Source organism: Pseudoalteromonas sp. CuT4-3 (genome assembly GCF_035666335.1).
In the GTDB taxonomy this organism is placed as follows: domain Bacteria; phylum Pseudomonadota; class Gammaproteobacteria; order Enterobacterales; family Alteromonadaceae; genus Pseudoalteromonas; species Pseudoalteromonas atlantica.
Genome location: NZ_CP142030.1, coordinates 2,159,500 through 2,183,701, shown reverse-complemented (window position 1 = coordinate 2,183,701; position 24,202 = coordinate 2,159,500). Strand labels below are relative to the sequence as shown.

At 40.9% G+C, this 24,202-nt stretch carries 20 protein-coding genes; 14 read left to right on the top strand and 6 right to left on the bottom strand.

Annotation, left to right across the window (positions count from 1 at the left end):
* Positions 1–160: 160 nt before the first annotated feature.
* The 3 genes from VOI46_RS09945 to VOI46_RS09935 all read left to right on the top strand — a co-directional run bounded on the left by VOI46_RS09945 (position 161) and on the right by VOI46_RS09935 (position 7,206).
* Positions 161–3,049: a diguanylate cyclase gene (locus VOI46_RS09945; RefSeq protein WP_324737992.1), complete on the top strand. Its 2,889-nt coding sequence runs from the start codon at positions 161–163 to the stop codon at positions 3,047–3,049.
* Positions 3,050–3,107: 58 nt separating this feature from the next.
* Positions 3,108–3,932, top strand: coding sequence for a M90 family metallopeptidase (locus VOI46_RS09940; RefSeq protein ID WP_004588146.1), 825 nt, complete (start codon positions 3,108–3,110; stop codon positions 3,930–3,932).
* A gap of 97 nt (positions 3,933–4,029) precedes the next feature.
* A complete protein-coding gene (locus VOI46_RS09935) occupies positions 4,030–7,206 on the top strand; it encodes an amidohydrolase family protein (RefSeq protein ID WP_324737991.1) in 3,177 nt (1,058 codons plus the stop codon).
* A 141-nt stretch (positions 7,207–7,347) separates the two neighbouring features.
* Here the strand turns inward: VOI46_RS09935 and VOI46_RS09930 are convergent, their stop codons facing one another.
* Positions 7,348–7,716: a hypothetical protein gene (locus VOI46_RS09930; RefSeq protein ID WP_004588144.1), complete on the bottom strand. Its 369-nt coding sequence runs from the start codon at positions 7,714–7,716 to the stop codon at positions 7,348–7,350.
* Between the two features lie 150 nt (positions 7,717–7,866).
* Between VOI46_RS09930 and VOI46_RS09925 the strand changes: the two genes are divergently transcribed.
* Positions 7,867–8,619 (top strand): Nif3-like dinuclear metal center hexameric protein, encoded by a 753-nt coding sequence (locus VOI46_RS09925; RefSeq protein WP_004588143.1) that lies wholly within the window; start codon positions 7,867–7,869, stop codon positions 8,617–8,619.
* 13 nt (positions 8,620–8,632) lie between these two features.
* Here the strand turns inward: VOI46_RS09925 and VOI46_RS09920 are convergent, their stop codons facing one another.
* The 3 genes from VOI46_RS09920 to VOI46_RS09910 form a co-directional block, all read right to left on the bottom strand.
* A complete protein-coding gene (locus tag VOI46_RS09920; RefSeq protein ID WP_171046490.1) occupies positions 8,633–9,397 on the bottom strand; it encodes a YdcF family protein in 765 nt (254 codons plus the stop codon).
* Positions 9,398–9,448: 51 nt separating this feature from the next.
* On the bottom strand, positions 9,449–10,336 hold the full coding sequence (locus VOI46_RS09915) for a LysR substrate-binding domain-containing protein (RefSeq protein WP_004588141.1): 888 nt from the start codon (positions 10,334–10,336) through the stop codon (positions 9,449–9,451).
* 453 nt (positions 10,337–10,789) lie between these two features.
* The gene (locus VOI46_RS09910; RefSeq protein ID WP_282337869.1) at positions 10,790–13,159 is read right to left on the bottom strand and encodes a GGDEF domain-containing protein; all 2,370 of its coding nucleotides are present in this window, start codon (positions 13,157–13,159) and stop codon (positions 10,790–10,792) included.
* Between the two features lie 214 nt (positions 13,160–13,373).
* Here VOI46_RS09910 and pyrC point away from each other — a divergent pair, with 214 nt between their 5' ends.
* The 9 genes from pyrC to VOI46_RS09865 all read left to right on the top strand — a co-directional run bounded on the left by pyrC (position 13,374) and on the right by VOI46_RS09865 (position 22,058).
* A complete protein-coding gene (gene pyrC / locus VOI46_RS09905; protein ID WP_004588139.1) occupies positions 13,374–14,423 on the top strand; it encodes a dihydroorotase in 1,050 nt (349 codons plus the stop codon).
* Between the two features lie 465 nt (positions 14,424–14,888).
* Positions 14,889–15,092 carry a cold-shock protein gene (locus VOI46_RS09900; RefSeq protein ID WP_004588138.1) on the top strand — a complete coding sequence of 68 codons (204 nt, stop codon included), beginning with the start codon at positions 14,889–14,891 and terminating at the stop codon, positions 15,090–15,092.
* An 888-nt stretch (positions 15,093–15,980) separates the two neighbouring features.
* Positions 15,981–16,751: a DUF3450 domain-containing protein gene (locus tag VOI46_RS09895; protein ID WP_004588137.1), complete on the top strand. Its 771-nt coding sequence runs from the start codon at positions 15,981–15,983 to the stop codon at positions 16,749–16,751.
* Between the two features lie 7 nt (positions 16,752–16,758).
* On the top strand, positions 16,759–18,123 hold the full coding sequence (locus VOI46_RS09890) for a MotA/TolQ/ExbB proton channel family protein (RefSeq protein WP_004588136.1): 1,365 nt from the start codon (positions 16,759–16,761) through the stop codon (positions 18,121–18,123).
* Complete coding sequence (locus tag VOI46_RS09885) at positions 18,123–18,647, top strand: MotA/TolQ/ExbB proton channel family protein (RefSeq protein WP_004588135.1); 525 nt, start codon at positions 18,123–18,125, stop codon at positions 18,645–18,647. The genes VOI46_RS09890 and VOI46_RS09885 overlap by 1 nt, the downstream gene beginning before the upstream one ends.
* A 14-nt stretch (positions 18,648–18,661) precedes the next feature.
* Complete coding sequence (locus VOI46_RS09880; protein ID WP_004588134.1) at positions 18,662–19,066, top strand: biopolymer transporter ExbD; 405 nt, start codon at positions 18,662–18,664, stop codon at positions 19,064–19,066.
* Positions 19,066–19,680, top strand: a complete 615-nt coding sequence (locus tag VOI46_RS09875; protein WP_004588133.1) for an energy transducer TonB — start codon at positions 19,066–19,068, stop codon at positions 19,678–19,680. Before VOI46_RS09880 ends, VOI46_RS09875 begins: the two co-directional genes overlap by 1 nt.
* Positions 19,681–19,691: 11 nt before the next feature.
* Positions 19,692–20,951: a hypothetical protein gene (locus tag VOI46_RS09870; RefSeq protein WP_004588132.1), complete on the top strand. Its 1,260-nt coding sequence runs from the start codon at positions 19,692–19,694 to the stop codon at positions 20,949–20,951.
* A 63-nt stretch (positions 20,952–21,014) separates the two neighbouring features.
* On the top strand, positions 21,015–22,058 hold the full coding sequence (locus VOI46_RS09865) for a hypothetical protein (RefSeq protein WP_004588131.1): 1,044 nt from the start codon (positions 21,015–21,017) through the stop codon (positions 22,056–22,058).
* A 4-nt stretch (positions 22,059–22,062) separates the two neighbouring features.
* Here VOI46_RS09865 and VOI46_RS09860 read toward each other — a convergent pair whose 3' ends face one another.
* The gene (locus tag VOI46_RS09860; RefSeq protein WP_004588130.1) at positions 22,063–22,395 is read right to left on the bottom strand and encodes a hypothetical protein; all 333 of its coding nucleotides are present in this window, start codon (positions 22,393–22,395) and stop codon (positions 22,063–22,065) included.
* A gap of 57 nt (positions 22,396–22,452) precedes the next feature.
* Positions 22,453–23,433 (bottom strand): tRNA-dihydrouridine synthase, encoded by a 981-nt coding sequence (locus VOI46_RS09855; RefSeq protein WP_282337870.1) that lies wholly within the window; start codon positions 23,431–23,433, stop codon positions 22,453–22,455.
* A 227-nt stretch (positions 23,434–23,660) separates the two neighbouring features.
* On the opposite strand from VOI46_RS09855, the gene VOI46_RS09850 reads away from it, so the two are divergent.
* Positions 23,661–24,146, top strand: coding sequence for a hypothetical protein (locus VOI46_RS09850; protein ID WP_324737990.1), 486 nt, complete (start codon positions 23,661–23,663; stop codon positions 24,144–24,146).
* Positions 24,147–24,202 lie beyond the last annotated feature (56 nt).

Below are 24,202 nucleotides of genomic sequence, written 5' to 3'. Positions count from 1 at the left end.
TAAACAAACCCTAGTGTATTCACCCAATGCGTATAGGGATTTTAACGCTTTGTTGGAGCGCACAATTTTGGTGTGCTCAGTGCCAAGTAAATTCTTTCCTACTCCTTTTAAATAACGATAAAACGCTTACACACAAGTAAAAGAATAACTAAGGCAGTTGATGATGAGACAATTAAGCATTATATGTTCTTTTTTCGTCATGTTTTTATGTGAAGCCCAAGAGCAAACCCGTTTACCGTTAAGTGATTATTTTTCTGAAACATGGAATACCCGCTCTGGATTGCCACACAACAGTATTAATAGCGTTACGCAAACCCAAGATGGCTACTTATGGGTTGCTACATGGGAAGGTTTGGCACGTTTTAATGGCCAAGAGTTTACAATATTAACCCGTGCTCATATTAATAACTTACCCGACTCGGGTTTAAGGGCACTCACTCCCACAAATAGTGGTGGGTTATACATAGCGGGGTCGCGCGGAGGAATTAGCTTATATCAACATAGGCAGTGGGATACCAAGCGATCAGCATCAACCATGGTTAATCATTTAATTGAAAGTGCTGATCAAAGCCTATGGTTAGCCCTTGAAAACGACGGCGTGTTTTATCGTGAACATAACAGCGATACCGACCTTGCAATTATTAAAAATGTAAGTGCTTATCGGGTTATAGAAGATCACGATGGGGTTATTTGGGCAGCAACCAGTGCAGGCCTTTATAAAATACACAACAAAATACCGACCTTAATGACACCACACTTTGGTTTACCAAATGCACCTGTCTATAACTTATTAATTACCCGTGGTGGCTCGCTTATTGTGGGAAGCGAAAAAGGCGCGTGGATCAAAACCAAGGCGCAGTTTCAGCCGATACATGAAAAGCTTAGCAATGAATCTATTTCTAGCTTATTAGAGGATAACCATGGAGATTTATGGTTTGGCACAATTAATAAAGGGGTATTTAGGCTATCGCCTGATGGCGTAGAGCAGTTAGATGCCAATAACGGATTACCCGCCAATCGTATTTTATCTTTGTTACAAGATAGAGAAAACAGTATTTGGATTGGCACTAACGCCGGGTTGTTTCGCCTGCGTGAGTCGCCGTTTTCATCGTGGACCCAAAAAAGAGGTTTAGCGGGGGATTATACCCGCACAGTGCTTTCTCACTCCGATGGCAGTTTATGGGTGGGGGGAAGCTCTGGCTTAAATATAATAAAAAATAATCGCGCTACCTTGGTTTCAGGCTCTAAACAAAGCAGTCCTTATTCTGTGCTCAGTTTACACGAAGCACCCGATGGTAGTGTGTGGGCAGGTACGTATACCTCAGGTGTTTTAAAAATAGTTAATAATACCTTTACGCCGTTTATTAATCGTAGCACTGGCCTTGGAAGTAACGAAGTAAGGGCTTTATTATTTGATTCTAAAAACCGTTTGTGGATAGGCTCTGCCATGGGGCTGACGCGCATCAATGAAGATGGCAGCTTAAATCAATTTACAAATAAAAAAGACTTACCAAGTGGGTTTGTACTTGCACTTAGTGAAGATAACGCAGGCAATATTTGGGTAGGTACCGGCAATGGGGTGGTGGTATTTGATATTGTTAGTGAGCAATTTACAACGGTTGAATTCCCTCGTGAGTTTTCTGCGCAATATGCGTTTGGGTTTTATATTGATGATACCTATACCTGGATGGCCACAGATAGAGGCTTAGTACGCTATGAGCTAACAAGCGGAAAAATGGCCATGCTTGGCTTAGAGCAAGGTTTACCTATCGATAAACTATTTCAAGTGGTGCCGCACAATGGCTCATTTTGGCTCTCAAGCAACCGCGGGATTATTCAAATCGATAAAAATCATATACAGCAAATCCTCGACGCTCCCGCGAGCGCTAAAGCACCCGTGCTTAACTATCAACTTTATGATGAAGGCGATGGGATGTTAAGTGCGCAGGCCAACGGAGGTTCAACCCCTTCGGCTGTAACGCATAACGATGGGAGTATTTGGTTTGCAACCGCAAAGGGGGTGAGTACCGTAAAACCAGCGCGCTTACAAGCATCAACGCAAATTGCGCTGCCGACCATTATTGAAAATATTTTTGTAGATGGTAAGCCTATTGCGCTTCCGCTTGAAGGGGAGTCGGTATTTTTGCCTCCGGGGGTTTCTCGTTTATCGTTTCATTATGCAGGGCTGAGCTTTATTATGCCGCAGCGATTAAATTTTCAAACCCAATTAAAGGGCTTTAACGATAAATGGGTTAATCGCCAACATATGACCGGTGCTGAGTACACTAACTTACCGCCTGGGGAATATACCTTTATGGTACGAGCAAGTTACCCTAACGCACAGTGGCAAGATAATCAGCAAGCTGTAAATATTGTAATTCAGTCATTTTTTTGGCAAAAACCGCAATTTAAGTTTGCAGTATTTGTATTATTTTTAATGGTTATTTTTGCTATATACAAATACCGTTTATACCACTACAAAAAAATAGAAATAGAGTTGACTAATCGCGTAGAAAAACAAACCCAAGACCTACAAACGCAAGCCAATGCGTTTGCGTACCAAGCAACGCACGACCAACTTACCGACATGCCTAACAGGCGTGCTTTTGATAGCTGGCTTGCCCATAACTTTGCCACTTACAAACAGCAAAACCGGCCGCTAGCCATAGCTATACTGGATATTGATCACTTTAAGCGGATTAACGATAACTGGTCGCATATTATTGGTGACAAAGTGATTTGTACTATTGCAGAGCTGCTTAAAAATGGCTGCCAAGAAAACCAGCATATAGCACGTTGGGGCGGTGAAGAGTTTACAATTGTTTTTGCAGATAAAACCGCCAGCGAAGCAAAAATCATATGCGAAGCACTGCGCGAGAGCATTGCACAGCATGACTTTTCGGCCATTGGTGAGGGGTTAAGTGTAACAGCCAGTTTTGGCTTGTCTGACTCAACCAACGTCGGTGATTACGACCGCCTTTTATCGCGGGCAGATCAAGCTTTATACAAAGCTAAAAATAGCGGACGAAATTGCACAGAAATTATCTGATTGAAAATGAGTGCATGCGCACATATTAATAAGAGACTAACTTATTTTGGATGTCCCCATGATAAACGGGCTACTCATTTTTGCTTTGGCTATTTTTGTTGTAATTTATTGGCGCTGGCAGGCACTACAAAACTGGCTTTGGAATAAAAAATATAAAAACGCGGTTTTAAACTCCCAACAAAAAGAAATACTCCTTCGTTGCATGCCTATCTATAAAAAGATGACGGATAACGACAGAGCCAAGCTTGAGCGCCACATAATATGGTTTTTAAATGAAAAGCGCTTTTTAGGCCGAGACGGACTAAAGCTAACCCCCGCCATGAAGCTGATAGTTGCTGCCGATGCCTGTGTGTTAGTGCTTAATAAACCTTGGCCACTTTATAAAAACGTAAAAGAAATTTTGCTCTACCCCAGTGCGTATTATGCGCCGCAATCTACACGAGATAGTGCTGGGCTGGTTAGTTACCACAACGCGGTACGCTTAGGTGAGTCGTGGCCTGGTGGCACGTTAGTGCTAAGTTGGCACGATGTACTTGAAGGGAATCGTTTACCAAGCGATGGCCATAATTTAGTGTTTCATGAATTTGCCCACCAGTTAGACCAAGAAACCGGAAAAACCACTGGCACTCCATTATTAAAAACCCCCAATGCTTATAAAGAGTGGGCCCGAGTGTTTAGCCGTGCCTTTGTGCAGTTAAAAAGTCATGTTGCTTATAACATGCCTCACGTTATTCATAGTTATGGGGCCACCAACGAGGCTGAGTTTTTTGCAGTACTCACAGAGACCTTTTTAGAAAAGCCGGCGCAGCTTAGGCAGCACGACCCTGAAATTTATAGAATGCTGGTGGATTACTACCAATTTGACCCCATAGTTTGGCATTAATTTTTGGTACTTGGTCTGATAACGCTGGCAAGTTAGCGTTGTTTTTGTTGCAATCGTGTTAGAGAGTTTAACTGCAATAATAACAAGCGAGAAATGCATGAAAAAAATGCTTCACACTGCACTGGCTTTATCAGTCGCCCTTGCAATAGGTCAGCCGCACGCAAACGAAGAGCAAGAAAAGTGGCAGGTAGACTCACCAAAAGGTGAGTTTGTAGATGCAACCATTAGCACAGAGCAAGGCACATGGATGAACATTGATGTTAGTCCTGATGGCAACACGCTAGTGTTTGACTTACTTGGCGACATTTACACTATGCCTATAAGCGGAGGTGAAGCAACTAAACTCACCTCAGATATTGCTTGGCAAATGCAGCCTCGCTTTAGCCCCGATGGTAAACACATTGCGTTTACCTCAGATCAAGGCGGTGGTGATAATATTTGGGTTATGGATGTTGATGGTAGCAATCAACACGCTGTGACTGACGAAACCTTTAGACTTTTAAACAGCCCCGCATGGAGCCCTGATGGCGACTACCTTGTCGCACGCAAACACTTTACCGCTAGTCGCTCACTAGGGGCTGGAGAAGTGTGGCTTTACCACAAAGCGGGTGGTAAAGGTGTTCAGCTTACTAAACGTGAGAACGACCAAAAAGACTTAGGTGAGCCAATGTTCTCACCAGATGGGCGCTATGTTTATTTTTCTCATGACGCGACACCAGGTAAAACCTTTCACTACTCTAAAGATTCTGTTGCCGGTATTTATAAAATTAAGCGCTACGATAGAGAAACAGGCGAAATAGAAACCATAATACAAGGCATGGGCGGTGCGATAAGACCCACACCTTCACCTGATGGTAAAAAGCTTGCCTATATAAGACGTGATGACTTTCAAACAAGCTTGTACTTATACGACCTAACCAGTGGCGAGCACACCAAGCTTTATGACAAGCTTGAACGCGATATGCAAGAAACTTGGGCTATTCATGGTGTGTATCCGACCATTGCGTGGACCCCAGATAACGAAGAGCTGGTGTTTTGGGCTTCCGGTTCAATACATAAAATTGCTGTTGATGATAAAGCTGTTGCGCGTGTTCCCTTTAAAGTAAACACCAGTAAAAAAATACAAACCGCGGTACGCTTTACTCAAAATTTAGATACCGATGAGTTTGATGTAAAAATGTTGCGCAACGTGCAGGTTAGCCCCGATGGTGAAACTGCGATTTTTGAAGCATTAGGTTATATTTATAAACGCGATTTAGACTCTGGTAAAATTAAGCGCTTAACCAAACAAACTGATCATTATGAGTTGTTCCCGCAGTACTCCCGCGATGGTAAAAAGATTGTTTACACCACCTGGAGTGATACTAAGCAAGGTACTGTGCGCGTTGTCTCTGCTCGAAACGGGCGCGGCGAGGCGATAACCCGTGAGCCGGGTAAATACGTTGAGCCTACTTTTAGTCCTGACGGCAAAACAATCGTTTATCGTAAAGCCACCGGCGGAAGTATTTTAAATCCTAAGTGGTCACTTAACCCAGGTATTTATAAAGTAAGCGCAAAAGGGGGAGAGAGCGAGCTTATTTCTAAAAGTGGTTATCAACCTCAGTTTGGTAGCGCCAATGACCGTGTATTTATCATGAGCCCTTGGCCTAAGCCTACCTTAAGTGTTGTGGAGCTTGAAACTAAAAACGTTCGTAAACTTTACGAATCAGAGCATGCGACTGAATTTCGAGTCTCACCAGATGGTAAATACTTAGCGTTTGCTGAGCGCTTTAAAGTATTTGTTACCCCGCTGGTAGAAAGCGGCTCACCTATCACAATAAGCCCTAAAGATAACCAGTTTCCTATTGAGCAGTTATCTGTGCGTGCGGGTGAAAATATAAGTTGGAGTGCTCAAAGTAACACTCTCTACTGGAGCTTAGGGCCCGAGCTATACCATGCAAGCCTTGATGGTATGTTTGCTATTGATAAAGCCGATGATGCTGACTTTAAAGTAAAAAGCGGTGAGAATATTAGCTTTAGTAAAAAAATAGCTGCACCAAAGGGCATGATTGCACTAAAGGGCGCTAACATTATTACCATGAAGGGTGAGCAAGTCATAGAAAATGGTGTCATCATCACAGACGGTAAACGTATAAAAGCGATTGGTACTGCTGATGAGATAACGATCCCTAAAGGGGCTGAAATTATCGATGTAGCAGGTAAAACAATTATGCCTGGGATTGTTGATGCGCATGCCCATGGCTCACAAGCCAGCGATGAAATTATTCCTCAGCAAAACTGGAAAAACTATGCTGGTTTAGCGTTAGGTGTCACAACAATTCATGATCCATCAAACGATACCTCTGAAATATTTACCGCCAGTGAAATGCAAAAAGCCGGCATGATTGTCGGGCCACGTATTTTTTCTACCGGCACCATTTTATATGGAGCAAATATGCCTGGTTACACCTCGCATATTGATTCGCTAGATGATGCTAAATTTCATTTAGAGCGTCTTAAAAAGGTTGGCGCGTTTAGTGTTAAATCGTATAACCAGCCACGCCGTGAGCAGCGCCAACAAGTTATTGAAGCAGGGCGTGAGCTTGAGATGATGGTTGTGCCAGAGGGCGGCTCACTGCTACAACATAACTTAAGTATGGTTGTTGATGGGCATACGGGAATTGAACACTCAATTCCGGTTGAGCATATTTACGATGATATAAAACAATTATGGTCGCAAAGTGATGTTGGTTATACCCCAACGCTTGTTGTCGCCTATGGCGGAATTTGGGGAGAAAATTACTGGTACGATAAAACAGATGTGTGGAATCACCCGCGTTTAAGTAAGTTTGTGCCTAAAAATCAGCTGTTGCCACGTGCTATGCGCCGAGTAAAAGCGCCCGATCATCACTATAACCACTTTAATAACGCCCGCGTTGCTAAAGAGCTGCAAGATTTAGGTGTACTGGTAAATTTAGGTGCTCACGGACAACGCGAGGGCTTAGGTGCACATTGGGAAATGTGGATGTTTGCTCAAGGCGGTATGAGTTCACTTGAAGCAATTAGAGCCTCTACGCTTGACCCTGCTAAATACTTGGGGCTTGATAAAAATATAGGCTCGCTAGAAGTAGGTAAGCTTGCCGATTTAATTGTTATTGATGGCGATCCGCTGAAAAATATTCGCGATTCAGATAAAGTCGATTACACCATGATCAATGGGCGCTTATTTGATGCAAGCACAATGAACGAAGTGGGTAAAAAGCAGCGAAAACCACTTTATTTTGAAAAGCTATAATTGTAATACACGTTTAAAAAGCGGCTATTAGCCGCTTTTTTTTAGCTCAAAATAAATTATTTAATAAAGCGAATTGATAGAAGGTGATAAACAGGCACAAAAAAACCGCTTAACGCGGCTTTTTTATTAATCACATGTTGTTTAAACAACACCGCGCGGTAAGCGACAGTCGTGATCTTTACTTGCAAGCTCAACAATCCAAAGCTCTTCAGCTGTGTAGCCGTCTTCGCTTTGTGTTACAACAGTAAACGGCGCTGTTTTTTGTGCTTTAACAGGCGCAGCAGCTTTAGTTTTAGTTTTTTTCGCAGGCGCTTTTTGCTCAGCTTGTGCAGGCGATTTGCCAGAGCTTAATTCTTTCGTTAGCTCTGCTACATCAGCTAGGCGTAAGTTTTTGCCACCATCGATGCTGTACCAGCCAGGTTTTGTAGTAATTTCAGGTTTTTTACCATTGGCAGCTTCATATGCAGCTTCAAAGGCAGATAAAACTTCTGTTTTGTCTAGTTTGCTCATCAGAGACCCTATACGTTGTGAACACAGATAAAGAAGCCGTATTTATACCTATTTTCTAACTGTTTTTCAATTTTTTGCGATTTTCCTTCCATTTTAGCCCCATAAACGCCAAAATTTGCACAAAATTCAGTGCCGAGTAAGGTAATAAGTATGCAACGTAGAGAATTTAACCAACTGTTAAACGACATTTTAAAGCCTCACACAATTAAAGATTTTTGTCCAAATGGGCTGCAAGTCGAAGGTAAAAATGAAATCAGAACGATTGTTACGGGGGTGACTGCAAGCCAAGCACTCATTGATGCAGCAATAGAAAAAAAAGCCGATGCTGTTTTGGTTCACCACGGTTATTTTTGGAAAGGTGAATCGCAACCTATTACAGGCATGAAAAAACGCCGTATTGGGACTTTGTTAGCGCACGATATTAATTTATTTGCCTATCATTTACCGCTTGATATTCACCCTGTTATAGGTAACAACGCCAAGCTTGCTAATTTGCTCGATATTGAAATAGAGACAGGGCTTGAACCCGTTACTAATAGCGTTGCTATGAAAGGACGGTTAAAAACTCCGCTTACAGGTAGCGAGTTTGCAAATAAAATAGCCAAAGTTTTAAACCGCGAACCTTTAAGTAGTGTTGTACGCGATGAAAAAATTAACACCATTGCCCTGTGTACAGGAGGCGGGCAAGGTTATATCGATTTAGCAGCAGAGCAGGGGATTGATGCATACCTAACGGGTGAAGCCTCAGAGCAAACTATTCACAGCTCGCGAGAGCAAAATATAGACTTTTTTGCAGCAGGGCATCATGCAACCGAGCGTTACGGAATTAAAGCCCTTGGTGAGCTACTTGCCAAAGAACATGGTTTTGATGTGAGCTTTATAGATATAGATAACCCAGTATAAATTTATATATACTCTACAGCGCCTCTGGGTTTATCCAGCGGCGCATACTTATCCACGCATTCCCAATCACTTCATGGGCATATTGCGTTACTACACGTAATGCCTCAGCATTTGGTATAAATTGTTTATACAAAGGTAAAGCCGCAAAATTGTGATAATCCGTAGCGGCAGGAATTACCTCAATGCCTTGGGCATTAAACAGGTTTATTGAGCGCGGCATATGTAGCACAGACGTAACCAGTGCAACCTTAAAATCAACGAGCTTAGGCGCGAGTAGTTTGGCTTCTGCGGCTGTATCCATCGCCTGTGGGTTTTGTTTTATACGGTTGTTATTCACCCCTAAATTTATTGCTGTTTGGTTCATTAACGCGCTATTTGTTACTTTATTATAGCCACCGCCAGATACGATAAGCGTTGCATTAGGGTATTTTTTTGCAAGCTTAACCCCTTCCACCAAGCGAGTAAGCGCACAATTTCCTAGCTGATTATTAGCGCTTAAAGCGGGGTTAGGGTTTATGTCGCAACCCAGTACAACAATTTTATCAAGGGTTGGGTGTTTTAGTGCATTAAAAGCCAATGACGCGGGCTCATTGTTTTTAATCAGTTGATGCGCAGCAAACGGCGTACTTAATACTAAAAGCGCCAATAGACTTAAGCTTGCGATCACTAAAGCAGACTTACGTGCACGAAACGCCAAAACTAGCATTACAAACGCAAGTAAACCAAATAGTGGTAGCGGCATAATTAAGCCACCTAATAATTTTTTTAATTCAAACATAACAAGCAACATAAAACACAATAGGCCTTATGTTACTTATTCGTTTGTGATTTATCGACCGTTATTTTGCTTACAGGTATTTAAAAAATGGCGATAAACGGGGTTGTCTTTCATGTCTTTTTTCATTGCTAGGTACATAGGGCGGGTTAGCCCTAGTGCACCAAGCGGGATAGATTTAATTAAACCTTGGCTTTCGTAAGGTGTTACCAACCAATCAGGCAGCGCTGCTACACCCATTCCTGCACTCACTAGCTGAAAAATTAATAAGCCTTGGTCTACATTTTTTAAGGTGCCGTCAAAGCGGGCATTTTGAATAAAGTGTTTAAATATATCTTGTCGCTCGCGCGGAATAGGATACGAAATAATGGTTTCGTTTTTTAAATCAAGCGCCGTTACATATGCTTTTTTAGCTAGGTCGTGATCAGGGGCGACGATAAGCTTTAATTTAAAATCAAATAAGTGAGCGTATTCAAGTTTATCAGGATCGCGTATATCTGAGGTCAATACTAAGTCGAGCTCATCGTTGAGTAAATCAGGTATAGCGTCGTAGCTAAAGCCGCGTTCGTAGTCAATTTTAATGTCTGGCCAAAAATTATTAAATTCTTTAATAGTAGGCAGCAGCCAATGAAAACATGCATGGCATTCAACACTTAAGCGCAGTTGGGAAATAGGTTGGTTAAGGCTTTCTTTTAAACGGCACTTAGTGGCTTCTACTTTAGGTAAAACTTCGTTGGCAAGTTCGAGTAATAGCATTCCTTGTGGCGTAAAGCGCACAGGTTGCGTTTTTCTTTCAAATAATTGGCAATCTAATTTGTTTTCTAAGTCTTTAATTTGATGAGATAAAGCTGATTGCGTTAAAAATAATTCGCGGGCTGTATTAACTAACGATCCAGTGTCTTTTAATGTCGCAATAGTTTTCAGGTGTTTTATATCAATCATCTTTAATAATTCTCAAGGGAAAAGTGAGTTTGGCTCAGATTGACTACATACTACGCCTTTACAAAAAACGTTTCAACGTCTAGATGGCTAAAATAATCTATTAATTACTAAAATAACCCCTTAAAGTTAAATTAACTAATGTGAGTACTTTGGTTGCTACTGGTTTGATGAGTTTGGCATGAGTTTAGCTCAAGTTGTTTTGTTGGGTTATGCAGCGGCTGTTAAAAGCGCGTTATGGGCAGGGCGGCTTAATAAATGGCACTGGTTTTTAAGAGGGATAAGTAATTATCACAACGCGCAATAACAGGTCTGTTTTTAATGGGCTAAAGCTTAAACAGCAACAACATGTTTTTATTACTTCAAAACTGAGCGCTTAAATAAACGAATGGGTATTACGGGGCTTACTTTTTATATCTTTTGGTTGTGAAAAAGTAAGCCTTTGGATAACAGCTACTACAGGGGTTTGTGGATAAGTTTAATGGCGTGTTGTGCTGTAACTGGTTTTGACTTTAAAAAGCCTTGCCCGTAATTACATTGAGTGGCTTGTAAAATATTTAGTTGCTCTTGGGTTTCGATTCCCTCAGCCACAACTTCAAAGTTTAGTGATTGCGCTAATGAGAGAATGGCCTCTACTAATGGGTTATTGGTTTTGTTGAGGTGATCGATAAAGCTTTTATCTATTTTTAAAATATGAATAGGTAATTGGTGTAAGTAACCAAGTGCTGAGTATCCAGTACCAAAGTCATCCAAGCATAACTTCACTTTAAGTGGGGCAAGCCCTTCTATTATTTGGGTTGCTAAATCAAGGTTAGCAATAAGCCCTGATTCAGTGATTTCTAAACACAACGACCCTAAAGGCAGTTGGTATTTATTATACAATGCGTGAACTTGGGCAACAAAGTCGAGGCTGGCAAAATGACGCGATGACACATTGACCGTTACTTTTAAAAAGCGATGCCCTAATGTGTGCCAGTGCGCAATATGTTGGGCTGCGAGGTCAAGCAAGTGCAAATCGAGGTTAATAATTTGCCCAGTGGTTTCGGCTATCGGAATAAACTCATTTGGTGGCACAAACCCTTTTTTAGGATGGTGCCACCTCACTAATGCTTCAAAGCCGACAACTTCGCTTGTCGCTATAGTAAAAATAGGTTGAAAATAAAGCTCAAATTCGTTGTGTTCAATGCCGTGTTGTAGGTCGTTTTCTATATCGGCATGTGTTTTGAGCTTTTTACGCATGGTGTTATTAAAAAACTTAACTTGGCCACGCCCGCTTGATTTAGCTTCGTACATGGCGGCATCGGCTTGCTGTAATAGCAAATAGGCTTTATCGTCGCTGCTTTCACTAAAGGCGATGCCAATGCTGGTTGATGCTTGCAATAAATGACTATCCACATTAAGTGGCTTAGCAAGGGCTGTGTTTATTCGTTTTAGCGCTTCGCTAACTTGGTTTCGGTGTGTGATGTTTTCCATAAAAATAGCAAATTCGTCGCCACCAAGGCGTGCAAACGTGTCGGTGTTTCTGACGGTGCCTTTTATGAGCTCACAAATTTTAATTAAAAAGTGATCGCCAACCTCATGCCCAAGCGAATCATTGATACTTTTAAATCGATCAAAATCTAAATAAAGCAAGGCATGGCTCGTGCCTTTTTTAACACGCGATAAACGCAAAATTGCATGTTTAATACGCTCAATAAGTAACGAGCGATTAGCGAGGCCTGTTAGCTCATCATGCAATGCTTTGTGTTCAAGCTCTTGCCTTGCAAGCTGCCTATCTATGGCCATACTAATTTGCCTACTTACGTAGGTTAAAAGGGCGCTGTCGTGTTCGTTGTAATGCAGCTTTTTATCGTAACTTTGAACAACAATTACACCGCTTATTCTATCATTTGCTTTAAAAGGCACACCTAGCCAGGATTCAGAAAGACGGCCAACAAGTTTAAAGTCGCCGTTATTTATATGTTGCTGATAATCGTTTTGATTTAATAGCAGTACACGGTCTGATTTTAGTAAGTAATACGAAGCTGTGTCTTTTAATTGCTCTTTTGATATTTTTTTGTGGGCGTGTGTTTGAATGCCTTCTTCAACGATGTAAACCAAATCGAGTATGTCTACTTGCTTATCGTAAAGGGCAATAAAAAAGTTATCTGCAGGAAGTAAGCTATTTATTATGCTGTGAAGAGCTTCAAAAAAGGTATCTAGATTACTGGCTTTATACGTTAAATTAGCGATTTGCAGTAAGCTGTTTTCAAGCTTTTGCGCATCATTTAACTGTTTTACTGTGTGCGTTAAGCTATTGACCGTGTTTACTTGGTTTAGCTTAGCACTTAATAAATGCGCAACCGTGGTTAATATTTCTAAATGGGCGTTTGTGAAGTAGTTTTTTATTGGATGTTCACAATCAATAACCCCTAAAACATGATCCTTGTATATAAGTGGCACACATAACTCTGATTGAGCAGGGCGCTCATCAGCAATGTAGCGAGGGTCTTGCGTTACATCGCCAATAATAATAGCTGTGCCTGTGCGGGCAACATAACCGGTTATACCTTCGTTAAAGCCAATAATTTTACGCTCTGCTTGGTATTCGTCTCTGGCGTGGGCTATGCCCATAGAAGCGACTTGATTTAGCTGTAAACGTGTTTCATCAGCCAGGTAAATAACACAATCAACAAACCCTAGGCGGTTTACTACTTGAGTGGTTACGTACTCAAATAACTCTTCTAGGGTATCGAGCTGTAATAAGCTTGAGGAAAACTGATTTATTATGCTCAGCTGTTCAGTTTTAACTTCGAGCGCTTTATAGGTATCGATATGATTTGACATAGGGTAATTTTATTCTTTTTATTTGTATTAGCACTGATAAGTTAACCCAAATTTAAAGCATGTTCAAAATAAAACGCTTAAACGAGTGTAATCGTCGTTAAACTTAAACCCAATAGTATTTTGCAGCACCCGTAAAGGGGAATAGTTTAGATAACACTTTACTAGGTCTTTCCATATGCCTATGATCGGATAAATTCAGCCGTGGAAAAAAGTAATGAGCATTAATACCGATTCAAAAAACACATTAACCATAACTCGTCCTGATGATTGGCATGTCCATTTACGTGATGGTGAGCAACTTAAAGATACAGTACGCGATATTAGCCGCTACATGGGCCGCGCCATCATAATGCCAAACCTTGTACCGCCAGCAACGAGCACTGATTTAGCGCTAGCTTATCGAGAGCGAATTATGGCAGCGGGGCCGCAGGGCAACTTTGAACCCTTAATGGTGCTTTACCTAACAGATAAAACCACACCTGAAGAAATTAAAAAAGCCAAAGCAACGGGCAAAATTGTTGCTGCCAAGTTGTACCCAGCTGGGGCAACCACTAACTCAGACTCTGGGGTTACATCAGTAAAGAATATTTACCCTGTATTAGAAGCGATGCAAGACGTGGGCATGCTGTTATTAGTGCATGGTGAGGTGACTGATTCATCAATAGATATTTTTGACCGTGAAAAAGTATTTTTAGAGACGATTTTAGGCGAAGTGGTAGCTGATTTTCCAAAGCTGAAAATAGTGCTAGAACACATTACCACAAAAGACGCCGTTGATTTTGTAACAGCCGCGCCGCAAAATGTGGCGGCAACGATTACCGCGCATCACTTATTGTACAACCGTAACCACATGTTAGCTGGTGGCATACGTCCGCATTATTACTGTTTACCTATTTTAAAGCGCAATATTCACCAACAAGCATTAATGGCGGCAGCTATAAGTGGAAATAAAAAGTTCTTTTTAGGGACTGACTCAGCACCACATTATAAAGATAAAAAGGAAGCAGTATGTGGTTGTGCCGGCGCCTATACAGCACATGCCGCGATTGAACTCTACGCCGAAGCCTTTGAAGAGGCGGGCGAGCTGGACAAACTAGAGGGCTTTGCAAGCCATTTTGGGCCTGACTTTTACGGACTTGCCCGTAACACCGATACAATTACCCTAGAGAAAAGCCCTTGGCAAGTTCCCGCAAGTTACACACTTGGTGACTCACAAGTTGTGCCTATTAAAGCAGAAGCTACGATTGACTGGCAGGTTAAGTAAAGTGCATTAAATTAGCATTGTATTAAAGCCGTATAGCTTGCTGTACGGCTTTTTATTTGCTTGAAATTCAATCTTTACGCGAGTTTTTAACGCTCTTTACGAGGGGCTTTATTTGTAAAGCTAAGCTGTTATACATGATTTGTTACAATTAGGAGCAACAAAGCTGCCGTTTTTTGTTCAATTTTAGCTTTAAAAATAACCACTTACACATAATGCTTTATTTATTTTTGTTCTGAGTAAATAAATCTTAATTAATAGAGCCAAAAAAAAATTAATGTGTTAACCTTAACTTGCTTTGAGTTTTTGCGTATTGAATTTACGGATATTGTGCTGCGTTTAAGGTTACCGGTTAGGTTAAAACTTGTTCCTGTACTATACCTCCAGAATTTTGGGCACTGACTCAGGGAGGATATAGCCATAATAATATGGCTGAATTTTAATTATTGACTTACAGGAAAATTTAGTATGTCGGTTACTGGTAAAGTAAAATTTTTCAACGAAGCTAAAGGCTTTGGTTTCATTGAACAAGAAAATGGTCCTGACGTGTTTGTACATTTCAGCGCAATCACTGGTTCTGGTTTTCGCACTCTTAGCGAAGGTCAAGCAGTGACTTTCAGCATCAAACAAGGTCAAAAAGGCCCTGAAGCTGAGAACGTAGAAGTAGCATAATTTTAATTATGTGAACCTTAGTTCATCTTGGTGAAGCAGTTTTCTGTTTCACCATAATTCCTCAAAATCTTCCCCATTGTTTATACATTCCCTAATATTGTCTCTACACTCCTTAATATTGTTTCTACACTCCTTAATACAGTCAAACGTTTAAATTTAACTTCTTGCTATAGCTTCAAACACGTTTAACATATTTCCCATTTAAATAGTTAATTAGCCCTATTTAATAGCAACGCCGCTTTAATACATTAACAGCTCATAATCTGCATACTTTCACCAAGCTTAAACAATACATTTACCACACGCATAGTGTGTATCAAAAAACCGTGTAATTAACTGAGTCTTTTACTAACTTTAATAAGGCTTAACTTGGGTTTAGCAAAGTTAAAGCCATTAACTTAAATGCAGTAATATTTATACATCATCTCAAAACCACTTTCGGATTGTTGTATTTTTATACGATGAAGCGCAGGATTTGCAAGTTAAGATGTGTTATTAGCCTAAATTAACCAAATCTAGTTCATCAAATTGTCACATTTTTATTATTTTTGTTTTTTTTTAAGGTGCAATTCAGTTTTGTTTAGATGTTGCATTTTTGTTTCATGTAAGTGTCTAATTTTTAACTAGTGTTTAATTTTAAAGGGGCTATATAATGCTAAAACGGCTTAATGCTGGTTGCATTTATGTTAACAGTATTTTTTGTAATACTTTAGTTTTAGCTTTTTCAAGGTATTTATTTACTTAGAATAGCTAACATCAAGTTGACAGGGCGTACTGCATTTAGCATTATTGGAGGGTTGATATCTATTAAAAGATATCAGGGTTGTCATCCTTAATAAGGTTGATAATTAAATTATAAAAGTAACATTACTTAATTGGTTGGGAACTATGTCTGTTAAAATCAGAAAGAGTCTTGTAGCATCTGCGTTGGTTGGCGCTTTTGCATTTGCAAGCAGCAATGTGATTGCAGATCCTTTGAATGACGTGCAAAAAGCAGGTCAGCAAATTCAAAAGGCTGCTGTTAAGTCTCAAACTAAAATTGACAACGTATACGGTCAAACTCAAGAGCTAATCGCTGAGTACCGTAGTATTGTTGATGAGACTGAACTTATGAAAGTGTACAACGATCACGTAGCACGTTTGGTCGCTGACCAAAATGCGTCAATCGAATCGTTTGACCGTCAAATCGCTACTATCGACAACACTAAACAAAACGTTGTGCCTTTGATGTATCGCATGATCGATACGCTTGAGCAATTCATCAAAGCGGACGTTCCGTTCAATCTTGATTCTCGTCTAGCTCGTGTAGAAAGACTTCGTGAAATCATGGCTTCTGCGTCTGTAACGACGTCTGAGAAATTCCGCCAAGTTCTTGAAGCGTACACAGTTGAAACTGCTTACAGCTCGGCTGTAACTGCTTCTCAAGGTACTTTAGAAGTTGATGGTAAAAACATTAACGTTGATATCGGTCGTTTAGGTCGTATCACTTACGTAGCACAATCTTTTGACTTAAAACACGCTTGGGTGTGGGACAACAACACTAAAGAGTGGAAAGAATTAGGTGAAGAATACCTAAAACCAGTTAAAGAAGTGATTCGTATGGCGCGTAAGCAAGCGACACTAGAACTTGTTAAACTACCAATCTTTGGCGCGGAGTAATCGAATAATGAAGAAACTATTTAAAGGTTTTGCTGTTGCAGCAGTACTATCTGTTTCTGCAGGTACCGCGCTTAATGCACATGCAAATACTGATGCTTTAGATAAAATTCTTGAGCAAGTAAAGCAAGAACGTATCTCTGAAGGTAAAATCAATAAGCAACGTGAGCAAGAGTTCTTATCAGAACGTGCTGACAAGCAAGCATTACTTAACAAAGCAAAAAGCCAATTAGCGTCTGAAAAAGCACGCGGTGACAGCTTAGCTAAGCAATATGCACAAAACGAAAATACATTAGCTGAAAAAGAGCAAGCGCTTCAAAACGCACAAGGTACTCTTGGTGAAATGTTTGGTGTTGTACGTCGTGCAGCGCAAGACGCTATCGGTTCTATCGAAGCTTCACTAGTAAGTGCTGAAAAGCCAGGCCGTGCAGAAGTACTTCGTTCATTAGCAGCTGCTAAAGAGCTTCCAACAGTTCGTGAACTTGAAGAACTTTGGATTGCACTTCAAACAGAAATGACTGAGTCAGCAAAAGTTTCTACTTTTGAAACTGAAGTGTCAGGTCTTGACGGCAACTCTACAGTTAAGCAAGTAACACGTATTGGTAACTTTAACTTAGTTACTGACGAAGGTTACTTAATCTACTCGCCAGAGACAAAATCTATTCAGCCTTTAGGTAAACAACCTGATAGCTACATTTTAGATGGTATCTCAGCTCTTGAAGGTACTTCTTCTGACAATTACGCTGGCGTATACATTGACCCGACTCGTGGTGCAATCTTACGTATCAACACGCAGAAGAAAACGCTTATGGAATACTACGAGCAAGGTGCTGAAGTTGGTTACATCATCACAGTTTTATTAGCTGTTGGTCTACTAATCTTCTTAGTACGTTTCGTTGACTTAGCTCTTACTACTTCTAAGATCAAGTCTCAGCTTAAAAACTTGTCTACACCGAATACAAACAACCCACTGGGTCGTATTCTTAAAGTGTACCATGACAACAAGAGCCAAGACGTTGAAAACCTTGAGCTTAAACTTGATGAAGCTATCTTACGTGAAACGCCACGTGTTGAAGCTGGTATTAACATCATCAAGATTCTTGCTGCAATCGCACCGTTACTTGGTCTACTAGGTACAGTAATCGGTATGATCTTAACGTTCCAAACAATCACATTGTTCGGTACGGGCGATCCGAAGATCATGGCTGGTAACATCTCTCTAGCTCTTGTAACTACAGCGCTAGGTCTAATTGCTGCACTACCACTTATCCTACTTCATTCAATTGTTGCAGGTCGTAGTAAGTCAGTATTACATATCCTTGATGAGCAAAGCGCGGGTATCGTTGCTACTCACGCGGAGAAGGAGAAAGCCTAATGCTAGTCCTGATGGAGATATGGGAATCTATCAGGGATTTTGTTGGCACAGGCGGCCAGGTATTATACGTGGTCGCGATAGCACTCTTTCTTATGTGGGTTTTAATGATTGAGCGCTATTGGTTCCTACTTGCTGAATTTCCTCGTTTAACGAAGGATATTGTAGCAAAGTGGGATGCCCGCCAAGACACTACGTCTTGGTACGCACACAGAATCCGTGAAGCATGGATTTCTGAAGCGTCTGAAAAATTAGATCAGCGTATGTTGTTGATTAAAACATTAGTAGCTGTTTGTCCTTTAATAGGCTTACTTGGAACTGTAACGGGTATGATCGCGGTTTTCGAAACCATGGCAACCCAGGGTACTGGTAATGCACGTTTAATGGCATCAGGTATTTCAATGGCAACAATCCCAACAATGGCTGGAATGGTTGCGGCACTATCTGGAGTTTTCTTTAGCTCACGCCTTGAGGCAAGAGCGAGAATGGTGAAAGCCAAACTTGTAGATAGCATGCCTCATCACTAGAGAGAGAATTAAATATGGCACGTAAACAACGTTTTCGTGAAGAAGAAGAAGCAGCGGTAGATATGACGCCAATGCTTGACATCGTATTTATCATGCTTATTTTCTTTATCGTAACTACATCGTTCGTTAAAGAGGCTGGTATCGAGGTCAATAAACCTAAAGCGGCCCAAGCTACGAAGCAAAAAAATGCTAACATTTTTGTTGCTATTCGCAGTGATGGTGCTATCTGGATTGATAAACAGCAAGTTGATGTTGAACGTGTTTCAGCAAAAATCGAAAGTTTATTAGCAGAACAACCTACTGATGTTGTGATTTTGCAAGCTGATAAAGAAGCAAAGCACGGCGTAGTGGTTAAAGTTATGGACCAGATCAAAGCGACAGGTGACAACCTGAGAATTTCAATAGCTGGAGATCAGTAATGATTCGTTTTCTGTTTTCACTGATTGCAGGTGGGGCAGTTACTTTCGGCTTGTTCTACTTCATGGCTTACCTCATCTCTGGTGGGGCTGACCGTAATACTGAACAAAAAGAGCAGATCATAGTCGAAATAATGACGAATCCGCCTGAATCTAAGGTGCAGGAGAGGAAGCGTGTTCCGCCTCCGCCTCCGCCACCGCCAAAGCAGCCGCCTAAACCGCAGCCGCCACAGCCGGAGAATAACAATCCTAACCCTGGTGCTATGTCATTTAACATGGGTAGCATTGATGTAGGAAGTTCGGCTGGTGGACTAAGTGGTCCAGGTGCATTTGGACGAGATGGTGATGCGACACCTATCGTTCGTATTGAACCAAAATATCCAACGCAAGCAGCGCGTGATGGTAAAGAAGGTTGGGTACAACTTTCGTTCACAATTGATGAGTTAGGTGGCGTGACTGACGTTCAAGTTATTGACGCAGAACCAAAACGTATCTTTGACCGTGAAGCTAAACGTGCATTACGCAAGTGGAAATACCGTCCTAAAATTATTGACGGTAAACCACAGAAACAAGTTGGTTTACAAGTTCAACTAGACTTTAAACTTAACCAAGGCTAAGGAGGCGAGTAATGAGAAATTTATCTAAAGTAACTGCTCTTGCAATTCTTATGTCTGTGTCAGGTGCAGCTATAACTGCACCTGTATTAGCAGCGCCGGATTACGCTAAAATTGAAGAGCGTAAAAAAGCCAAGACTAAAATCATGGGCGAGCGTACTGGTAAAAAGGTAATTAAAGCGTTTGACTTGTACAATGAAGACAAAATTGATGAAGCAATTGCCTTGTTAAAAGAGATTGACGCATCTAACGACTTCGATAAAGCGACTGTAAATCGTTACTTAGGTAGCATGTACGCGCAAAAAGAGAAGTACGATGAAGCGATTAAATACTCTAGACAAGCTGTTGCCCCTGATATTTTAAACTTCGCAGATCACGAGCAAACTTTAAAGCTATTAGGTGATTTATACGCTGGTACAGAAAAGTTCCAAGAAGCCAAAAAAGCTTATACAGCTTGGATGGACTTCACCGGCGAAGAAGACCCTAAAGTTTATACTCGTATTGCGCAAGCTAACTATCAGTTAGGTCAGTTTCGTGATGTTTTTAAACCTGCCGACAAGGCAATCTCTTTACAAAAGGAGCCTAACAAGGCCCCTTACCAATTAAAATTAGGTTCTTACTTTGAACTTAAAGACTACGCCAACATGGTGAAAATTGGTGAAGAGATTGTACGAGTTTGGCCAGATGACAAAAAAGCCTGGGTTAGTTTAGGTAAATACTACCTACAAACCGAAGACTACTCTAAAGGTCTAGCGACCATGGAAGTAGCATTCAAAAATGGCTATTTTGAAGCGGAAGTAGATTACAAAGTACTTTCTAACTTTTATTCTTTAAACGAAATTCCATTTAAAGCGGCTAAAACCCTTGAAAATGCGATTAAAGAAGATAAAGTTAAGCGTACTAAGCAAAATGTTAACGCAATTGCTAGTAACTACCACCGTTCTAAAGACATCGAAAAAGCTGCTAAGTACTACGAAGAAGCTGCTAAATTTGACGACGATGCAGAGCTTTACCGCAAAGCAGGATCGTTACTTTTACAATCTGAGAACTTTAGTGCTGCTGTTGTTCGTTTGAACAAAGCGTTAGAGCTTGGCTCTGACAAAAAAGGCACCATTTATTCAGATTTAGCTGAAGCGTATTACTACCAAGCTAAATACAAGCAAGCTTATGCTGCTATTACTAAAGCAATGGACGACCCACGCACACGTAAGTTTGCTAAAGGTTGGTCTACATTTATTAAAGATAAAGCCGCTCGCAACGGTGTTAAAATTTAACTTTAATTTGTTTTAGCAATTATATAAAAAGCCCCTTTGGGGCTTTTTTTATTGGAATTTATAATGAATAAAACGCATCTTTTGTCTGTCCTATTTAGTCTGTTTTTGGTTGCTTGTTCAAAACAACCACCGCCTTTTGAATCTTATGATGCTGCGCAGCAGAGTATTAAAAATTTAAACACAGCGCTAAAGCCTGCGGGCACTGCAAGTGTATCCACTGAACAAGTATTGCCTTTTTCCTCAGCGTATTTATCGCTTCGTCATCAGATGTATCAGCGGCTACAAACAATGACACTTTCAAACGCGCAAACACAGCAGCTAAATTACTTAATTATTGCTGAGCGTTTTCCTGAGCGCTTTTTCAGCTGGCCTTCACAGGTCAATGTGTTAGACAACTTATTATCAGCGCAAATTCAAAGTACTAAGGCTAACGAGGTAATTGAGTGGCTTAAGTTCACTCAAGATCAATTAGACAGTGCGCTGCAAAGCAATTTGAGATTAAACAAGGTTGAATTAAACCTCCTGCAGGGTTACTTACAAACGCCACTATTAAAACAATCTAGCGCAAACGATTTAAAAGCCCAGATTGCAGAGTTTAATGATTACTTGGCCCAGTACAAACCAAGGGGAAGCATTGGCTTACGTGGACTTGCTAATGGCAGTGAATGGTATCAAAGTAAACTAAATTACTTTAGTGGGGCAGTTAAGTCGCCTTTGCAATGGGTTGATACTATCAATCAGCATCTTCAAATTGACTCGCATACTGCACCTAATTTGAGCTATAACGAGCATCATAGTACTTCGTTTATTAGCCAATATTTAAGCAAGGCGCCAAAAGTAAAAGGGATTGATTGGCAAACAGATTACATGCTGTTGCCCGCTATGGCTAAAAACAGCCAGCTAAGCCCAGAAGATAAAAGGCTAATGCTTGCGCTAATGGAAACCGATGTGGGCATACACTACCATGCATGGACTTTATCTCAGGCAAAAGTGAATTTAGTAAAACGATTAGCTATTTCACAGCGCGATGCGCAGTATTTAGTTGAAGATAGTGTGCTGTACCCAGGCCACGCTTTTAGTTTTGCCGAGCAACTATTAACACTTTAAACGCTTATGTGCGCTTAGCGCACATTTCACAGCGCTGTGTTGCAGGGTCTTTTTTAAGTAACCGCTCAGAAATTGCTTCTTCACAATCGCAGCAATAGCCGTATTGACCAATATCAATTTGGCTTATTGCCGCTTCTAATTCTGTCAGCCTATTAACTAAAGTTTGATATTCAGGGCCTAAGTGGTAGGTGGCAGTGTCAAGCCATTCGTTATGCTGGCTAGTTAATATAACGTCACGTAGCTTAAGATGGGCAGGGTGTGCAGATTGGCTCAGCATCGCTAATATTACTGATTTAACGTGTGCTATTTCACTGTGCAGTTGTTGCTGATAAAGCATATTGGTATAACCTTCATTTAGCGTTTCGTTATACCGGTATTATCTGAGCTGCGCTGCTTATACGCTATGATTTGAATCAAGTTGCGGAGACTTAGCGTATTTTTTTAAAACCTGTGCTACATCACCTTTTACTTTAAGACGTCTTATTTCATCAAATAGTGCATTGGCTTGTGGGTATTGGCGTTTTAGATAACCCAGCCATTGCTTAGTACGAGAGGCAAAATATTTTTCATCTTGTGTGGGGTCTTGATGAATAGCAGAGTGAATCAAATGATAAATTATATGTTCCCACTCTAGGCCTGTATATTGTTCATTATTAACATGAGCTTTAATTTTTTTCGCTAAATCAGGGTGAGAAAGCGCACCGCGCCCTAGCATTAAATCGCTACACTGGCTTCGTGTTTGACAAAGTAGGGCATCTTCCACTTGCCAAATTTCACCGTTGGCAACCACGGCGATGTTTTTATCTTTTATTAGCGGGGGGATTTTTCCCCAGTATGCAGGTGGGTTATAACCATCGCGCTTGGTACGTGCATGTATAGCAATACTATCTGCTCCAGCACTCACAACGGCATCTACAATTTCCTGGCTTTTACTATCATCGTCAAAGCCTAATCGTATTTTTGCACTTACTTGATGTTTACTATCTACCGCATCCCTTACCGCTTTGATTATGTCATACATATGATCAGGGTCTTTTAGCAGAACAGCACCCCCGCGGCTTTTATTTACCGTTTTTGCAGGGCAGCCAAAATTAAGATCTATACCGTGAGAGCCTAATTCGATAGCTCTAACCGCATTTTCTGCTAATACGTCGGCCACTTGCCCTAATAACTGTACGCGCACAGGAGTACCGGCTTTGGTTAAACCGTTATTATCGAGCTCAGGGCAATAGCGATGAAACACTTTAGCCGGTAAACATTTATCAATTACTCTAACAAATTCTGTTACGCATAGGTCAAAGCCACCAATATTGGTAAGAAGTTGGCGCATTTTAAAATCAACAACACCTTCCATAGGCGCTAAAACAAGTTTCATAGAGTATTTTTATTGAAAAAACGGGTGCGTAGTGTACCTGCAAAGTATGGTTTGATAAAACTTAAATTACTGTCCATATTTGTTTGTATAAATTTAAAAGTAAAAAAAATGAAAATAAATGAAAGTTTTTATTTGATAGCGGGTCTATTTAATTATACAAGCAACGCATAATTGACAATAATTAGTTTGCGTTATCTTAATACACACTTATATAAGAGAGTCATACAATGAATACAGTAAAGAAAAACTCAATCGCGTTAACCTTAGGTGCAGTAGTTGTTGGCTCTGCAAGTTTTGCCTCTGCAGATGCACAAGCAAACCCATTTGAATTTCAACAGCTAGTAACCGGATACCAGCTTGATGCGGCAGAAGGTAAGTGCGGTGAAGGCAAATGTGGCGGCGACGCAAAAGGTAAAAAAGAAGGTAAGTGCGGCGAAGGCAAATGTGGCGGTGAGGCAAAAGGTAAAAAAGAAGGTAAGTGCGGCGAAGGCAAATGTGGCGGCGACGCAAAAGGTAAAAAAGAAGGTAAGTGCGGCGAAGGCAAATGTGGCGGCGACGCAAAAGGTAAAATAGAAGGTAAATGCGGCGAAGGCAAATGTGGTGGCGACGCAAAAGGCAAAAAAGAAGGTAAGTGCGGCGAAGGTAAATGTGGCGGCGACGCAAAAGGTAAAAAAGAAGGTAAATGCGGCGAAGGCAAATGTGGCGGCCAATAACAGGCTGATTTAAGTACCTGATTTACTCAGATATACGTTATGCTAAAAGGGCCAAA

Bases quoted from the DNA above. Each gene is read 5' to 3' on its own strand.
- VOI46_RS09935 (WP_324737991.1), top strand. From the start codon at position 4,030: ATGAAAAAAATGCTTCACACTGCACTGGCTTTATCAGTCGCCCTTGCA.
- VOI46_RS09865 (WP_004588131.1), top strand. From the start codon at position 21,015: ATGAATAAAACGCATCTTTTGTCTGTCCTATTTAGTCTGTTTTTGGTT.
- VOI46_RS09915 (WP_004588141.1), bottom strand. From the start codon at position 10,336: ATGATTGATATAAAACACCTGAAAACTATTGCGACATTAAAAGACACT.
- VOI46_RS09870 (WP_004588132.1), top strand. From the start codon at position 19,692: ATGAGAAATTTATCTAAAGTAACTGCTCTTGCAATTCTTATGTCTGTG.
- VOI46_RS09945 (WP_324737992.1), top strand. From the start codon at position 161: ATGATGAGACAATTAAGCATTATATGTTCTTTTTTCGTCATGTTTTTA.
- VOI46_RS09940 (WP_004588146.1), top strand. From the start codon at position 3,108: ATGATAAACGGGCTACTCATTTTTGCTTTGGCTATTTTTGTTGTAATT.
- VOI46_RS09930 (WP_004588144.1), bottom strand. From the start codon at position 7,716: ATGAGCAAACTAGACAAAACAGAAGTTTTATCTGCCTTTGAAGCTGCA.
- VOI46_RS09900 (WP_004588138.1), top strand. From the start codon at position 14,889: ATGTCGGTTACTGGTAAAGTAAAATTTTTCAACGAAGCTAAAGGCTTT.
- VOI46_RS09890 (WP_004588136.1), top strand. From the start codon at position 16,759: ATGAAGAAACTATTTAAAGGTTTTGCTGTTGCAGCAGTACTATCTGTT.
- VOI46_RS09850 (WP_324737990.1), top strand. From the start codon at position 23,661: ATGAATACAGTAAAGAAAAACTCAATCGCGTTAACCTTAGGTGCAGTA.
- VOI46_RS09895 (WP_004588137.1), top strand. From the start codon at position 15,981: ATGTCTGTTAAAATCAGAAAGAGTCTTGTAGCATCTGCGTTGGTTGGC.
- VOI46_RS09860 (WP_004588130.1), bottom strand. From the start codon at position 22,395: ATGCTTTATCAGCAACAACTGCACAGTGAAATAGCACACGTTAAATCA.
- VOI46_RS09880 (WP_004588134.1), top strand. From the start codon at position 18,662: ATGGCACGTAAACAACGTTTTCGTGAAGAAGAAGAAGCAGCGGTAGAT.
- pyrC (WP_004588139.1), top strand. From the start codon at position 13,374: ATGAGCATTAATACCGATTCAAAAAACACATTAACCATAACTCGTCCT.
- VOI46_RS09875 (WP_004588133.1), top strand. From the start codon at position 19,066: ATGATTCGTTTTCTGTTTTCACTGATTGCAGGTGGGGCAGTTACTTTC.
- VOI46_RS09910 (WP_282337869.1), bottom strand. From the start codon at position 13,159: ATGTCAAATCATATCGATACCTATAAAGCGCTCGAAGTTAAAACTGAA.
- VOI46_RS09920 (WP_171046490.1), bottom strand. From the start codon at position 9,397: ATGTTTGAATTAAAAAAATTATTAGGTGGCTTAATTATGCCGCTACCA.
- VOI46_RS09925 (WP_004588143.1), top strand. From the start codon at position 7,867: ATGCAACGTAGAGAATTTAACCAACTGTTAAACGACATTTTAAAGCCT.
- VOI46_RS09885 (WP_004588135.1), top strand. From the start codon at position 18,123: ATGCTAGTCCTGATGGAGATATGGGAATCTATCAGGGATTTTGTTGGC.
- VOI46_RS09855 (WP_282337870.1), bottom strand. From the start codon at position 23,433: ATGAAACTTGTTTTAGCGCCTATGGAAGGTGTTGTTGATTTTAAAATG.